The sequence below is a fragment of the Streptomyces sp. NPDC085931 genome (genome assembly GCF_044540565.1).
Taxonomy (GTDB): Bacteria; Actinomycetota; Actinomycetes; order Streptomycetales; family Streptomycetaceae; genus Streptomyces.
Window position 1 is genome coordinate 98272 of the sequence record NZ_JBITSK010000016.1, and the last position, 14585, is coordinate 112856.

Genomic DNA, 14585 nt, shown 5'->3' on the forward strand with positions numbered 1-14585 from the left:
GTATAGCTACACGTCACCGGCGCGTCGCCGGCGCAGGCCCGCGCCCACCGCCCAGCCCAGTCCGCCGGCCGCGACGAGCACGAGCGCGATCTCCGGCAGGACGCCGAGCCGGGTGGCCGGGGTCTGCGAGGAGCGCAGCGGCACCTTCTGCACCAGCGAGTCGGCCATGAACATGCCGGTCCGCTGCGTGATCCGCCCGTCCGGCAGGATGAAGGCGCTGACCCCGCTGGTCACCGGCACGGCCACGGTCCGGCTGTGCTCGACCGCGCGGACGCGGGACATGGCGAGCTGCTGGTACGTCATCTCGCTGCGGTCGAAGGTGGCGTTGTTGCTCGGCACGGAGATCATCTGGGCGCCGTCGGTGACCTCGGAGCGCACCGCCCAGTCGAAGGCGGCCTCGTAGCAGGTGACGAGGCCGACCTCGGCGCCGGCCATGGTGAACACGCCCGGCTCGGTGCCCCGGCTGAAGTCCTGGCGGACCATGGCCGTCCAGTCCGGGTTGATCGCGCCGATGAGCGAGCGCAGCGGGAGGTACTCGCCGAACGGCTGGATCTGGCGCTTGTCGTAGGTGTCGACGGGGCCCTTGGCGGGATCCCACAGGATCTGCTCGTTGTACAGCTTGCCGTCGCGTTCCACGACGCCGCCGACGGAGATCGGCACGCCGACGGCCCGGGCCGCCGCGTCGATCACCGTGCGGGCGTCGGGGTTGGTGAAGGGGTCGATGTCGGAGGAGTTCTCCGGCCACAGCACGAAGTCGGGCCGGGGCACCTTGCCGGCCTTCACCTCGGCGGCCAGGCGCTCGGTCTCGCGCGCGTGGTAGTCGAGCACGGCCCGCCGCTGGGCGTTGAAGCCGAGTCCCGCGCGCGGGACGTTGCCCTGGATCACCGCGACGGTGACGCTGCCGTCCTCGGCCTTGTCGCTGACCAGCGGGCGGGCGGCGAACGCCCCGAGGACGGGCACGCCCACGCTCAGCGCGGCGACGGCGGCCGCCGCGGGCCGCAGGACGCCGGTGGTCCGCCTCGCGAGGCCCAGACGCACGGCTTCGTGGAGCCCGAATCCGCACAGGACGACGGCGAACCCGAGCACCGGAGTGCCGCCCACCGCGGCGAGCGGGAGGAACACCCCGTCCGCCTGGCCGAACGCGATCTTGCCCCAGGGGAAGCCGTTGAAGGGCGCACGCGCGCGGGCCGCCTCACCGGCGATCCACACGGCGGCCGCCCACACGGGCGCGCCGGGCAGCTTCGACACGGCCGCGATCCCCGCGCCGACCAGGGCGACGAAGACCGCCTCGATGGCCACCAGGGCGAGCCAGGGGCCCGGCCCCACCTCCACTCCGGTCCACACCAGCAGCGGCAGCAGGAAGCCGAGGCCGAAGAGGTAGCCGAGGCCGAGCCCCGCCTTCCAGCCACGGCCGCGCAGCACCCAGCCGAGGACCGCGAAGGCCGGCGGAGCCAGCCACCACAGGGTGCGGGGCGGGAAGCTGACGTAGAGGAGCAGGCCGGCGAGCGCGGCTGCGGCGGCCGGAACGAGTCGCCGGGCCCGGTCCCGCGCCCGGGGCGCGGTCCGCGGTTCCAGCTGGTCCGACTCGTCGACGGAGGTTGCGGTGACGGTCACTCCCGGAGTCTAAGTCGGGTCGCCCGCGCGTCGACAGCGCGGTCGGCAGCACGGCCCCGCCGCTCATTTCGTCACGACACATCCCCAAAACCTCCACCAGCCGTTACGGTGTGCCGAAGCCTCGGCCGTGCGGCCGGCGGCCGGCCCCGGTGAGCGGGGTCTTCACAGGTCGGGGGCGACTGGTGCGGGGGCGGGGCGGGGTGGGTCGAGGCGGGATGGCGTCCGCGTCCGGGCCGGACGGGGACGGCGGCAGAAGAATCGTTTCCGACGCGACGGGCGTCGTGGTGCTGGGGGCCTGCGCCGGATGGTCCCTGATCACGGCGGCGGCGCACGACGGCCGGCCGGAGGGCGTTCTCCTCGCGGTGCTGGCCGTGGCGGCCGGCTACGCCGCGGGCCGGATCGGCGGGGCCCTGCTGCCGGTGGCGGCGCCGTGCGCCGGCGCGCTGGCCGGTGCCGGGCTGACGCTGGCCGTTCCGCACCTGGCTCCGGGACCGCAGATCGCCACGCCCCTGGGCCACGCGGGGGCCACCGCCGCCGTGCTGACCCTGTCGGCCGGTGCCGCGTGCTGCGCGGCCTGGGCCGCTTCCGGGCCGGCCGCGCGGTTCGCGCTGCGTCTGCTGGCCGCCGGGACCGCGGTGCTGGCGGCGGCGCTCGGTTCGGCCACCGGCTGTGTGGCGTGTACCGCGGTGCTGCTGTGCTCGCTGGCGGCCGGCCGCACCCGGCACCGCGGGGCCGGTCTCGCCCTGCTGGCCGCGGTGGCCGCGGTGGTGACGAGCCTGACCTGGGCGATCGCCGCGGGGGCCGTGCCGGGCGGGCTGACCGCCGCCCTGGAGGAACGGCTGACGCCGCACCGGGTCCGGCTGTGGCAGGACGCCTGGCACCTGCTGCGCGAGAACGGCGCCCTGGGCGCGGGGCCGGGCCGCTTCGGGGAACTGAGCCCGGCCTCCGCCCCCTCCCTGCTGGCCGACGGCAAGCCGCACTCGGCGCCCCTGCAGCAGGCGGCCGAGCAGGGCCTGATCGGGCTGGTCCTGCTGGTGGCGGCGTTCGGCTGGATGATGTACGCGCTGTGGCGCGGTCCGCGTCCGACCCCGGTGGCGCTGACCGCGGGCGCGGCCCTGACCGGGGTCGCGGCCATCGCCGCGATCGGCAACGCGCTGAGCTTCACGGCGGTGTCGGTGGGGGCCGGTCTGCTGGCCGGCCTGGCCACGGCCCGCCCGCTCGCCGACGAGCAACCGGCCCGCTCGGCGGATCCGCACCCGCGGGACACCGGGCGGGCTCCCGCGTGGTGACCCGGGAAGTGACGTCCAGGGCCTGTCCGACCATTCCCGCCTGCCTCCGGGCGACGGCCGGAATGGTCAGACAGGTCCTAGTGGGCGGGAGCCCCGGGCTTCCCGGGCCGCAGCCGCGCCTTGATCACCTGTACGGCCGCCTCCGCGTCGTCCACGGTGATCGTGAAGGTGTGTCCGTCCCACAGCTCCAGCACGACGCCCTCGCCCCGTCGCACCACCACCGCGGTGCCCTTCTCGGGCCGCCACCGGTAGCCCCAGCCGCCCCAGTGGCGGGGCGTGACGTGCGAGGTGTAGGTGGCGCCCGCCACATGGGAGAGGGGGATACGGCGGCGGGGCACGCCGATGTGGCCGCAGCGCACTTCCAGGTGGTCCTCGTCCACCCGCAGGGCGACGTGGACGAAGGCGAGGGTCCCGAAGAGGACCAGCAGCCCGGCGGCGATGCAGCCGACGACGGCCATGACGAGCGGGGCCGCGCCGGAGGTCCACGCCGAGTCGACGGCCAGCGCGATGCCGAGCGCCATGCAGGCGGCGCCCACGAGCGCCAGCAGCCACTGGACCCGGTTGGTGGCCCGGCCGGTCCAGACCTCAGGAGGCACGTGGGGGGCGTTCTCGCCGTGGCGGTGGTCCCTCATGTCTTTGAGGGTACTCAGCTTTCGCTGCGCTGGTACCTGGTGGCGGAGCGTGACTGGGCCGGGTGGGCGGCCCCCCGGTCCTGGTGTCCCGCGTGGGGCGTCAGCCCGCCGGGGTGACCGCCTGCAGCAGCCGCCCCTCGGCGTAGGCCAGGGCGGGCGCGGGCAGCGCGCCCTCGCGTCCGCTGAGCAGCACGGTCAGCGCGCCGTGCGGCGTGGCCCCCGGCGCGGGCTGCGCGCCGAGCCGACGCAGCGCCTGGGCGGCCACGGCACCCGCGGAGCCGTGCAGCACGAGCGGCGGGCGGCCGGGGCGCTGCACGGCGGCACGGATGCGCTCGGCGACCAGTTCGTAGTGGGTGCAGCCGAGGACGACGGTGGTCACGTCTTCGGGGGTCAGCGCGGCGGCCGCGGCCACGGCGGCGTCGATCGCCGTCTGGTCGGCGTGCTCCACGGCCTCGGCCAGCCCCCAGCAGGGCACTTCGGTGACGGGCACGCCCTCGGCGAAGTCGCGGATCAGGGCCCGCTGGTAGGGGCTGCCGGTGGTGGCGGGGGTGGCCCAGATGGCGAGGTGTCCGCCGCCGGCCGCGGCGGGCTTGATCGCCGGGACGGTGCCGATGACCGGGAGCTCCGGTTCGAGGCGGGCGCGCAGGGCGGTGAGGGCGTGCACGGTCGCGGTGTTGCAGCCGACGATCAGGGCGTCGGGGCGGCGCGCGGCGGCCGCCTCGGCGACGGCGAGGGCGCGCTCGGTCAGGTCCTGCGGGGTGCGCGGTCCCCACGGCATGCCGTCGGGGTCCAGGGAGAGCACGAGATCGGCGTCGGGTCGCAGCCGCCGAACCGCGGCGGTGGCCGCCAGCAGACCGATACCGGAGTCCATGAGCGCGATCTTCACCCGATCACGATAGACGATGAGCGGTCCGCGGCCGCTGCCGTGGGGCAGACTGCGCGCGTGAGCGCCCTTGTCTGGATTGCCGCTGTGTCGCTTCTCGCCTGGCTGTGGCTGCTGCTCGGCCAGGGCTTCTTCTGGCGCACGGACGTGCGGCTGCCGCCGCGCCGGGAGCCGGACTCCTGGCCGTCGGTGTGTGTCGTCGTCCCGGCCCGCGACGAGGCGGCGGTGCTGCCCGCCGCGCTGCCGTCCCTGCTGCTGCAGGACTATCCCGGTCGCGCCGAGGTCTTCCTCGTCGACGACGGCAGCACGGACGGCACCGGCGATCTCGCGCGGGACCTGGCGAACCGGCTCGGAGGGCTGGCGCTGACCGTGTCCTCGCCGGGCGAACCGCCGCCCGGCTGGACCGGCAAGCTGTGGGCGGTGCGCCACGGCATCGGCCTGGCACGCGCGCGTGACCCGGAGTACCTGCTGCTGACGGACGCCGACATCGCGCACGCGCCGGACAGTCTGCGGGAGCTGGTGGCGGCGGCCCGCGCGGGGGGCTTCGACGTCGTCTCGCAGATGGCGCGGCTGCGGGTGGAGAGCGTGTGGGAGCGGTTCGTGGTGCCCGCCTTCGTCTACTTCTTCGCGCAGCTCTACCCGTTCCGGCGGATCGCCGGGGCCGGGACCCGGACCGCGGCCGCGGCCGGGGGCTGTGTGCTGCTGCGGGCCGGGACCGCCGAGCGGGCACGGATCCCGGACGCCATCCGGCACGCCGTGATCGACGACGTGGCCCTCGCACGGGCCGTCAAGCGCGCCGGCGGCCGCGTCTGGCTGGGGCTCGCCGACCGGGTGCACAGCGTGCGGCCGTATCCGCGTCTGGGCGACCTGTGGCGGATGGTCTCGCGCAGCGCCTACGCCCAGCTGCGCCACCACCCGCTGCTGCTGGCCGGGACGGTGGCCGGTCTTGTCCTCGTCTATCTGGTGCCGCCCGCGGCCGTGCTCGCGGGGCCGGCCGCGGGCGAGGGGGCGGCAGTGGTCACCGGCGGGCTCGCCTGGCTCGTCATGGCGGGGACGTACCTGCCGATGCTCCGCTACTACCGGCAGCCGCCGTGGCTCGCGCCGCTGCTGCCGTTCACCGCGTTCCTGTACCTGCTGATGACGGTCGACTCGGCCGTGCAGCACTACCGGGGGCGCGGTGCGGCCTGGAAGGGCCGCACCTACGCGCGCCCGGAGGCCGTGCCCGACGAGGGCTGACGGCCGTCGCGGGTCACTTCCTGCCGGGGGTCCAGTTCATGCCCCACCCGTAGGCGTAGTCGACGGTGCGCTGGGGGCTCACGCCGCGCTCGGGCACCAGGTACCGCGCCTCGCGCTGGACGAGCAGGTCACCACCCGTGTTGGTGATCAGCGCCAGGGCGCACACGAGGGAGGGGACCGTGCACTCGTCGAGGGAGAACTCGATGGGCGCCCCGTGCTGCGGCCGCAGGGTGACCGTCGCGTTCAGGTCGGCGAAGGACCGGGCGCCCTCGTAGATGGTGACGAAGACGAGGATGCGCCGGAAGACGTGCTTGTGGTCGAGGTTGACGGTGAGGTTCTCGCCGGAGGCCACCGCTCCGGTGCGGTCGTCGCCGTCGAGGTGGATGTACGGGGGCTGGTGCAGCGACCCGAAGGCGTTGCCGAGCGCCTGCACGACGCCCTTGCTGCCGTCGGTGAGTTCGTACAGCGCGCACAGGTCGAGGTCGAGGTCGGAGTGCATCGCGGTCGGGCGCCCGAACTTGCTGCTCCAGCCCGAGAACTGCTTGCGGACCTCCCAGTTGAGGTTCACGTGCAGCGCGCCCGAGGTGCCGCCCTGCTTGGTGAGCGAGACGGAGGGGGCCGCCTTGGTGAGCGTGACCTTGGTGAGGCGGACGGGGGCCGGCGGTGCCGCAGGGGGCGCGGCGGGCGCGGGCGGAGCCACCGGGGGCGTCACCGGCGGGCGGGTGTACGCCGCAGCGGCGGGAGGCGCCGGAGCGGCGGCGGGTGCCGTGGCCGTGCGCTGCGGTTCGTCGACCGTGATGCCGTAGTCCGTGGCCAGGCCTTCGAGGCCGCTGCTGTAGCCCTGCCCGACGGCGCGGAACTTCCAGGCGCCCTGGCGACGGTAGAACTCGCCGAGCACGAAGGCGGTTTCGGTGGTGGCGCCCGGGTTCTCGAAGCGCGCGACCGGTGTGTCCCGGGCGTCCCGCACCTCGATGTACAGGTCCGGGACCTGCCCGAACGTGCCTCCGTCGGCGGAGGCGGCGAGGACGACCGTCTCCACCGCCGGCTCCATGCGCGCGAGATCGACCAGGAGCGTGTCGGTGATGCGGCCGGCGGCGTCGCGCTTGCCCTCGTGCCGGATCGCTCCGGAGGAGTGGGCGGGCTGGTTGTAGAAGACGAAGTCCGCGTCGGAGCGGACCTTTCCCGCGACGAGCAGCAGAGCGGAGGCGTCGGCGTCCGGCACGCCCGGTCCGCCGCGCCAGCCCACTTCCACGCGCAGCGCCGCCGTGGGCACCTGCGTGTTCGACCCTTTCAGCATGTGCATGTCCGCCCCCATCTCGTCCGGTCTCGTCGGCACAACCTATTCCTCCCGGACGCGTACGCCCATGCGCCGGCCGCCGGAAGACCGATGGCCAACCGCCGGTAACCCGCCCGGAACTCGGCCTTTACACGATCAAGAACAGGTTCGGTGCCCCTTTTTGCCGAATTCGCTCGGATTGGGGATCCCAGGTCACTGCGGGCACGGAAAACAACCCTCTTATCGGTCTCCCCAACCAGCACATCGTGGGCTTAACTTATGTGCCATGACCTCCCCCCGCTCCACCTATGGCGGCGGCTACTACTCCGCCTCCTTCCCGGACACCCCGATCTACGACAAGCTCGTCGCCGAGCGGGGCACCCCGCAGATCGCCCCGATCCGGGTCCCCGCCCAGTACGACATGCCGGGCAGCCATCTGCCCGCCCTCCCGTCGGCGCTTCCCGCGCTGCCGGCGGCACCCTCCCAGCCCTCCTACGGCTATCCGCAGGCCCAGCAGCCGGCCCCGCTCCAGCAGGCGCCCGCGGCGTACATCCCGCAGCAGGCCACCGCTCCGCGCGGCTACCCCGGCCCCCAGCCGCAGCAGCCCCGCCCGGCGGCACCCGCGGGCTACGAGGCGATGCGCCCCGCGGCCCCCCGGCCGGCCCCGGCTCCCTACCAGGACCCGTACAACAACCAGCAGTACCGCGGGTACTGAGCCGCACCCGGGGGCCGTCGGCGCCGGCTGGCACGATGGCCCCATGGGGAACGCACACCTGCACGCGATTCACGTCCATCCGGTCAAGGCGGTCCGGGGCCTCGCGCCCCGGGAGGCCGCCGTGGAGCCCTGGGGGCTGGCCGGAGACCGGCGCTGGCTGCTCGTCGACGACGCGGGAAAGGCCGTCACGCAGCGCCAGCAGCCACGCCTCGCCCTGGCCGCCGCCGCGCTCCTGCCGGACGGCGGCGTCCGGGTGTCCGCGCCCGGCAGAAAACCGCTGACGGTCCCCGTGCCCCGGTCGATCGGCACGGTGCCGGTGCAGATCTTCCGCGACAAGGTCGACGCGGTCCCGGCGGAGGGCGAGGCGGCGCACACCTGGTGGAGCGACTACCTGGGCATCGGCGCGCGCCTGGTGTACCTGGACGACCCGGCCACGCGCCGGCCGGTCGACCCGCAGTACGCCCGGCCCGGCGAGACGGTCTCCTTCGCCGACGGCTTCCCCCTGCTGCTCACCACGACGGCCTCGCTCGACGCCCTCAACACCCTGATCGCACAAGGGGACCACGCGGACGAGGGGCCGCTGCCCATGGACCGGTTCCGGCCCAACGTGGTCGTGGCGGGCACCGACGCCTGGGCCGAGGACCACTGGTCGCGGGTGGCCGTCGGGGAGGTGGCCTTCCGTGTCGCCAAGCCGTGCGGCCGCTGCGTGGTGACCACCACCGACCAGGGCACGAGCGAGCGCGGCCGTGAGCCTCTGCACAGCCTGGGGCGGCACCGGCGGCGGGAGGGGAAGCTGGTCTTCGGGCAGAACCTGGTGCCGCTGACCCGGGGCACGATCCGGGTCGGAGACCCCGTCACGATCCTCGACTAGCGCGGCGGCGACCGCCGGCCCGGACACGGCAGCCGCGGGGGCGGGCACGGTCGCCGGGGCGGGAACCGCGCCGCCGGACCGGGCGTTGGCGTGGTGGGGGACGTCGATGGCGGCCGCGGAGAGGTGATGTCGCTCTCTCTCGGCGGATTCCGCGCGCGGACGGCTCCGCGGGGGGCTATCACAGAGCGGGAAGGGGGTGCGGGCGGTGCGAGCGATCAGCGGACTCTGGCGCTGGCGGCGCAACCCGCTGTGCCGCGCGACCGATCTGGCCGAGGCCTGGCTGGCGCTGGCCGCCCTGCTGCTCGTCCTGGCAGCCGCCCCGCTGGCCGGCGTCCTCGTCGGCGGCGCCGCGCAGGACGCCCTGCAGCGTTCCGTCCGCGAGCAGCACCACGCGCGCCGCCTGGTGACGGCCACGGTGGTCCGCGAGCTGGGCCGCTCCCCGCTGGACGCCGACCCCGAGACGTCCACCGGCCGGGATGCGCGCACGCGCGTCCTCGCCGGCTGGACCGCTCCGGACGGCACCGCCCACCAGGGCCCGGTGCTGGCGGCCCTGAAGAACCCGCGGCCGGGCGACGAGTTCCGGATATGGACCGACCGGCACGGCCGGATGGTGGCCCGCCCGCTGGACTCCGCCACGGCGTCGACGCACGCGGTCCTCGCCGGCTTCGGCGCGGCCCTGCTGGCGGGCGGCCTCGTCGAGGGCGGCCGACGGCTGATCGTCTGGCGCATGGTCCGCCGCCGGTACGCCCGTTGGGACCGGGCATGGCAGAAGGCGGGCCCGGACTGGGGCAGGACGGGCACCGGCAGCTGACGGCCTTCCGCCTCTGGTCAACCCACCGCCCGCGCGCACGCTACGGTGGTCCGGCCGAACCGTTCGGCACAACCCGCGTGCGAGCGAGCAGGAGGGGCGCGCCGGGTGTCGACGCCGCGCGCGACCGGCCCGCCGGGCCGGGTGCCGCCGCGGTCCCGGCACCGCCCGGCCCGCCCCGAGGGCGAACGAGCCATCAGTACGACCGAGGTGGGGGCACAGCTACACCATGGCACAGGGCACGGTCCAGGTGACGCACACCGGCACGTCGCGGTGGCGGCGCCGCACGGGTGAGTACGCATCGCTCGCCGCCGCCCTGGAGGCCGCGGCCGACGGCGACGTCCTCACCGTCGCCCCCGGCACCTACCGGGAGAACCTCGTCGTCCAGCGGGCGGTGACCCTGCGCGGCCCGGAGAACGCGCCCGGCTCGGTGCGGATCGCGCCCGTGGACGGGGTGCCGCTGACCGTACGCGCCTCGGCCGTGGTGCAGGACCTGCTCGTGGAGGGCCAGGACGCGGCCTCCCCGGCCGTGCTGGTGGAGGAGGGCACCCCGGAGCTGCGGGACGTGCGGGTGGTGACGCGGTCGGCGGCCGGGATCGAGGTGCGCGGCAGTGCCCGGCCCACGGTGCGGCGCTGCGCGGTCGACAATCCGGCGGGCGTCGGCATCGCCGTGGTGGACGGCGCGGGCGGGGTGTTCGAGGAGTGCGAGGTCGTCGCGGCCGGCCAGGCGGGCGTGGCGGTGCGCGGCGGCGCCCACCCCCGGCTGGAGCGCTGCACGGTGCACCACGCCTCCGGCTCCGGCCTGTCGGCGACCGGGGAGAACTCGGCGCTGGAGGCGGTGGGCTGCGAGATCTACGAGGTGCGGGGCAGCGGCGTGCACATCACCGGCCGTGCCACCGCGCACCTCACCGACTGCGATGTGCACCGCACGACGGCCGACGGGGTCACGCTCGACACGGACGCCGTGCTCACGCTCGCCGACTGCCGCATCCACGACATCCCGGAGAACGCGGTCGACCTGCGCTCGCGTTCCGTGCTCACGCTGACGCGCACGACGGTGCGGCAGTTCGGGCGCAACGGCCTGTCGGTGTGGGACCCGGGCACGCGCGTGGACGCCAACCAGTGCGAGATCTTCGACAGCACGGGCGACTACCCGGCGGTGTGGGTCAGCGACGGCGCCACCGCCGTCCTGGACTCCTGCCGGGTGCACGACGTGCCCGACGCCCTGTTCGTGCTCGACCGGGGTTCGCGGGCGGACGTCGTGGACAGCGACCTGGCGCAGGTGCGCAACACGGCCGTGTCGGTGAGCGACGGCGCGACCGCTCAGCTCGACGACTGCCGGATCCGCGACGCGGCGACGGGCGCCTGGTTCCGCGACCACGGCAGCGGCGGCACGCTCAGCAACTGCACGATCGACGGCACCCAGACCGGCGTGATCGTCACCAAGGGCGCCGACCCGACGGTGGAGCGCTGCACGGTCGACTCCCCGGCGGAGGCGGGCGTCTACGTCTCGGCCGGAGGCCGCGGCAGTTTCCTGAACTGCCGGGTGACGGGCAGCGGCGGCTACGGCTTCCACGTGATCGACGGCAGCCGCACGACGCTGCGCAAGTGCCGTACGGAGCGGTGCGCGCGCGGGGGCTACGAGTTCGCGGACGGCGGCGCTGACGCGGCGTCCGGGACGGGGCCCGTCGTGGAGGACTGCACCAGCGACGAGAGCGCCGGGCTGCGGGCGCCCGCGGCGGCGCCGGAGACGGCGGTGCAGACGGTGAGCCCCTCCGCCGGGCTGCTGGGCGCGGTCCCGGGGCAGCGCACGGAACCGGAGCCCTCCGCGCCGATCGCGGTCGCGGAGCCCGCGCCGCCGGCCCGCAGCTCCAAGGACGTCCTCGGTGAACTCGACGCGCTGGTGGGCCTGGAGAGCGTCAAGCGGGAGGTGCGCGCCCTCACCGACATGATCGAGGTCGGCCGGCGGCGGCAGGAGGCGGGCCTGAAGGCGGCGTCGGTCAAGCGGCACCTGGTCTTCACCGGCTCCCCCGGCACCGGCAAGACCACGGTCGCGCGGCTGTACGGCGAGATCCTCGCCTCCCTTGGGGTGCTGGAGAAGGGTCACCTGGTGGAGGTGTCCCGGGTCGACCTGGTCGGCGAGCACATCGGCTCGACCGCGATCCGCACGCAGGAGGCGTTCGAGAAGGCGCGCGGCGGCGTGCTGTTCATCGACGAGGCGTACGCGCTGTCCCCGGAGGACGCGGGCCGCGACTTCGGCAAGGAGGCCATCGACACGCTGGTGAAGCTGATGGAGGACCACCGGGACGCCGTCGTGGTGATCGTCGCCGGCTACACGGCGGAGATGGAGCGCTTCCTGTCGGTCAACCCCGGTGTGGCGTCCCGCTTCTCACGGACCATCACCTTCAGCGACTACGGCCCCGAGGACCTGCTGCGGATCGTGGAGCAGCAGGCCGAGGAGCACGAGTACCGGCTGGCGCCGGGCGCGGCGGAGGCGTTGCGGACGTACTTCACGCGGCTCCCTAAGGGCCCGGCGTTCGGCAACGGCCGTACGGCGCGGCAGACGTTCGAGGCGATGGTGGAGCGGCACGCGAGCCGGGTCGCCCAGCTCGCCGAGCCGAGCACGGACGACCTGACGCTGCTGTACGCCGAGGACCTCCCCGAACTGCGCTGAGAGCGGCTACGCGGCGGGCGGCTCGGGTGTGTCGCGGGGCGCGGGCACCCCGGGCCGCAGCCGGGCCAGCAGCGTGCCCCGTTCCTCGGCGAACACCGGGTCCGCCTGGTAGTCGGAGTGGCCGAGGATCGGCGCGGGCAGCGGCAGCAGCTCGGTGCGGCCGTAGGCGAGGGGGTCCTTCAGGGGCGGGTGGTCGACCTGGGGGCCGCGGTCGCCGGGCAGGCGCATCGGGCCGCCGATGGGGTCGGTGAGCCGGTACAGGTTGCGCCAGCAGTCGACCTCGCGGTGCAGGGCGCTGAGCGCGGCGGGCCCGAAGTGCGCCGGGAACCAGCGGCCGTAGAGGCGCTCCAGCGGGGAGCCGTAGGTGAGCAGGGCGACGCGTCTGCGGGCGGACGGGGCGAGCTGCCAGGCCGCGGCGGCGGCGAGGACGCTGCCCTGGGAGTGCCCGGAGATGACCAGCCGTCCGCCGGTGGCGCGGGTCCAGGTCGCCATCCGCCAGGTCAGGTCGGGCACGGCGCGCTCGGCGTAGCAGGGCGGGGCGAAGGGGTGGGCGGCGCGCGGCCAGAAGGTGCCGACGTCCCACAGGATGCCGATGGTGCGGCGGGCGGCGGCGTCCTTGTAGGCGCGGCGGCCCCAGGTGACGAAGAGTATGAAGCCGAGTCCGATCAGCCAGGAGCCGAGGGCCTGGGAGGTCTCGGCGGCGCCGTGGAGGAGGGGGGTGGTGCCCCGGGCCGCCTCGCCGGGGGTTTCGTCGGTGGCGAGCGCGCCCACGAGGGCGCCGGCGCCGAGCAGCAGGGTGACGCCGGAGGTGACGGCGACGATCCGGGGTCCCCGGTCGGTGAGGGAGGCCATGGCGCGGGTGGAGGCGATCCGGCGGGTGCGGGCCCGGTCCAGGGTCTCCTCCGGGTAGTCGCGGGCCACCGCGTCGCGCTCGGCGCGGGCGAGGGTCCAGGCCCGGTGGGCCAGCCAGGCGAAGAGTGCCAGCAGCACCACCAGCAGGGGCGGGATCACGGACGCCTGCCAGGTCAGCAGGACCGGCGGCCCGTCGAGCGACGCCCCGGTGCCGTCCAGCCAGTCGGAGACGCGCTGCGCGACGCCGCCGGACATCACGCCGCCGAGGGCGCAGGCCAGCATGGCGACGGCCGGTCCGCCCAGGCCCCGCAGCACGGCCCGCCGGTCGGGGTCGGTGCGGTGCAGGGTGTGGGCGACGACCGCGAGGACCACCACGAGCAGGCCCTGCACCAGGACGATCCCCCCGAAGGCGGTGTCGCCCGGCAGCCGGCCGCCCGACTCCCAGCCCGGGCGGTCCCACCCCGCGTACAGCAGGGTGAGGGCGAGCAGGACGAGGGCGATGGCCGGCAGGCGCCGTACGTACCGCTCGTCGAGTTCCCGGTCGATGCGCTTCTCGCTGCGGCCCCGGCGGCACACCACCCAGACGACGGCGGCCGCGCAGGCCGCGAGGGACGCCTGCAGCAGCACGCCGAGGGTGTCCAGGACGGCCGGTCCGCCGGGTGCGCGGTCCCGGCGGGCGGCGGCGCCGGCGACCGCCGCGGCGACGGTCAGCAGTCCGGCGGCGGTGTGCGCGGCGCGCAGCCGGGCCACCAGCCGGCGCCCGTACCAGAACCCGGGACGGCCGAGCGCGGTCGGTCCGGGGTCCTCGTCGGGCTCGGGGTCGCGGGCGATCGGCTGCTGGGACTCGTAGTCGCTCCAGGTGCGCCGGGAGAGGTACCACAGCAGTGCGGTCAGGGCGGTGGGGACGAGGGCGGCCAGGGCGAGCCTGCGGCCCGGGGCGCTCCACCAGCCGCCGTCCGAGACGGTGGGTGAGAGGAAGCCGAGCCAGGAGTGGCGGTCGGCGCACGCGGGCGTGCCGGCGCACTGCCAGGCGGTCAGGTCGAGGGCGACCTCGCAGGCGGCGGCGACCAGCAGCACGGTCAGGGTGAGTCCGGTGAGCCGCACCAGCAGGCCGTACAGGCGCGCCGTGCGGCGGCGGCCGTGGGCGCTGGGGCGCATCCAGTGGGCGAGGTTGACGACCATGAAGGGCAGCAGCAACAGCCACAGGGCGCGGGTGCCGTTGCCGGAGGTGAGGTTGCACCAGACGTAGGCCTCGGGCACCGGCTCGTCGCGGCGCGCGGCGCCGGGGGTGTGTTCCGCGTCGACGTCGTCGGCGCGCCGGAAGACGGCCGCGATGCCGTCGCCGGTGATCCGTACGGTCCGCGGATCGCCCAGCATGTCCTGGGGCGTGGTGCCGCCCACGCCGTGGACGAGGAGTTCCAGGGCGGTCCCGGTCCCGGCCGCCCGTGCGGCGGGCGAGTGGGGCCCGCCGGTCGACGCTTGTTCCTGCGCACGTTCCACTGATTCGCACTTCCCCCGTGACACGCCGTCGGCTCCGCCTGTGCGGGCACAAGGATCTCCACTTCGGGGGCGCCCCACACCTGATGTCACGGAATCTCCCCGATCCGTGACGAAGCCGCGTCGCGCACGGGGCATCGGTGACATGTGCGCGACGAGCGGGCGATGGCGCCGTCCGTTGCCCGCCGTGCGAGGATGGGACGTCCGCGCACCGGTGCCCGGGGAGAAGGTCCCGGTC

11 protein-coding genes are annotated in these 14585 nt (G+C 75.3%); 6 read left to right on the forward strand and 5 right to left on the reverse strand.

All coding sequences use genetic code 11. The annotated features are described in order from the left end of the window. Positions 1-6: 6 nt before the first annotated feature. On the reverse strand, positions 7-1614 hold the full coding sequence (gene lnt, locus ACIGAN_RS29280; RefSeq protein ID WP_399862080.1) for an apolipoprotein N-acyltransferase: 1608 nt from the start codon (positions 1612-1614) through the stop codon (positions 7-9). A gap of 215 nt (positions 1615-1829) precedes the next feature. On the opposite strand from lnt, the gene ACIGAN_RS29285 reads away from it, so the two are divergent. Beyond that, on the forward strand, positions 1830-2903 hold the full coding sequence (locus ACIGAN_RS29285; protein ID WP_399862082.1) for an O-antigen ligase family protein: 1074 nt from the start codon (positions 1830-1832) through the stop codon (positions 2901-2903). Between the two features lie 77 nt (positions 2904-2980). Here ACIGAN_RS29285 and ACIGAN_RS29290 read toward each other — a convergent pair whose 3' ends face one another. After that, positions 2981-3535, reverse strand: a complete 555-nt coding sequence (locus ACIGAN_RS29290) for a hypothetical protein (protein WP_399862084.1) — start codon at positions 3533-3535, stop codon at positions 2981-2983. A gap of 100 nt (positions 3536-3635) precedes the next feature. Then, positions 3636-4421, reverse strand: coding sequence for a glutamate racemase (locus ACIGAN_RS29295; protein WP_399862085.1), 786 nt, complete (start codon positions 4419-4421; stop codon positions 3636-3638). Positions 4422-4460: 39 nt separating this feature from the next. Between ACIGAN_RS29295 and ACIGAN_RS29300 the strand changes: the two genes are divergently transcribed. Continuing rightward, entirely contained in the window at positions 4461-5654 is a 1194-nt protein-coding gene (locus tag ACIGAN_RS29300) for a glycosyltransferase (protein WP_399862087.1), read from the forward strand. A 13-nt stretch (positions 5655-5667) separates the two neighbouring features. Here ACIGAN_RS29300 and ACIGAN_RS29305 read toward each other — a convergent pair whose 3' ends face one another. Further along, positions 5668-6951: a TerD family protein gene (locus ACIGAN_RS29305; RefSeq protein WP_399862183.1), complete on the reverse strand. Its 1284-nt coding sequence runs from the start codon at positions 6949-6951 to the stop codon at positions 5668-5670. 265 nt (positions 6952-7216) lie between these two features. Between ACIGAN_RS29305 and ACIGAN_RS29310 the strand changes: the two genes are divergently transcribed. The 4 genes from ACIGAN_RS29310 (at position 7217) to ACIGAN_RS29325 (ending at position 11998) form a co-directional block, all read left to right on the forward strand. Beyond that, positions 7217-7645, forward strand: a complete 429-nt coding sequence (locus tag ACIGAN_RS29310; protein ID WP_365094853.1) for a DUF6643 family protein — start codon at positions 7217-7219, stop codon at positions 7643-7645. A gap of 43 nt (positions 7646-7688) precedes the next feature. After that, complete coding sequence (locus ACIGAN_RS29315) at positions 7689-8516, forward strand: MOSC domain-containing protein (RefSeq protein WP_399862089.1); 828 nt, start codon at positions 7689-7691, stop codon at positions 8514-8516. Positions 8517-8721: 205 nt separating this feature from the next. Beyond that, positions 8722-9327 (forward strand): Rv1733c family protein, encoded by a 606-nt coding sequence (locus ACIGAN_RS29320; protein ID WP_365740281.1) that lies wholly within the window; start codon positions 8722-8724, stop codon positions 9325-9327. Between the two features lie 226 nt (positions 9328-9553). Beyond that, the gene (locus ACIGAN_RS29325) at positions 9554-11998 is read left to right on the forward strand and encodes a right-handed parallel beta-helix repeat-containing protein (RefSeq protein WP_399862091.1); all 2445 of its coding nucleotides are present in this window, start codon (positions 9554-9556) and stop codon (positions 11996-11998) included. Between the two features lie 6 nt (positions 11999-12004). Here ACIGAN_RS29325 and ACIGAN_RS29330 read toward each other — a convergent pair whose 3' ends face one another. Further along, positions 12005-14350, reverse strand: coding sequence for a hypothetical protein (locus ACIGAN_RS29330; RefSeq protein WP_399862093.1), 2346 nt, complete (start codon positions 14348-14350; stop codon positions 12005-12007). Positions 14351-14585: the final 235 nt, after the last annotated feature.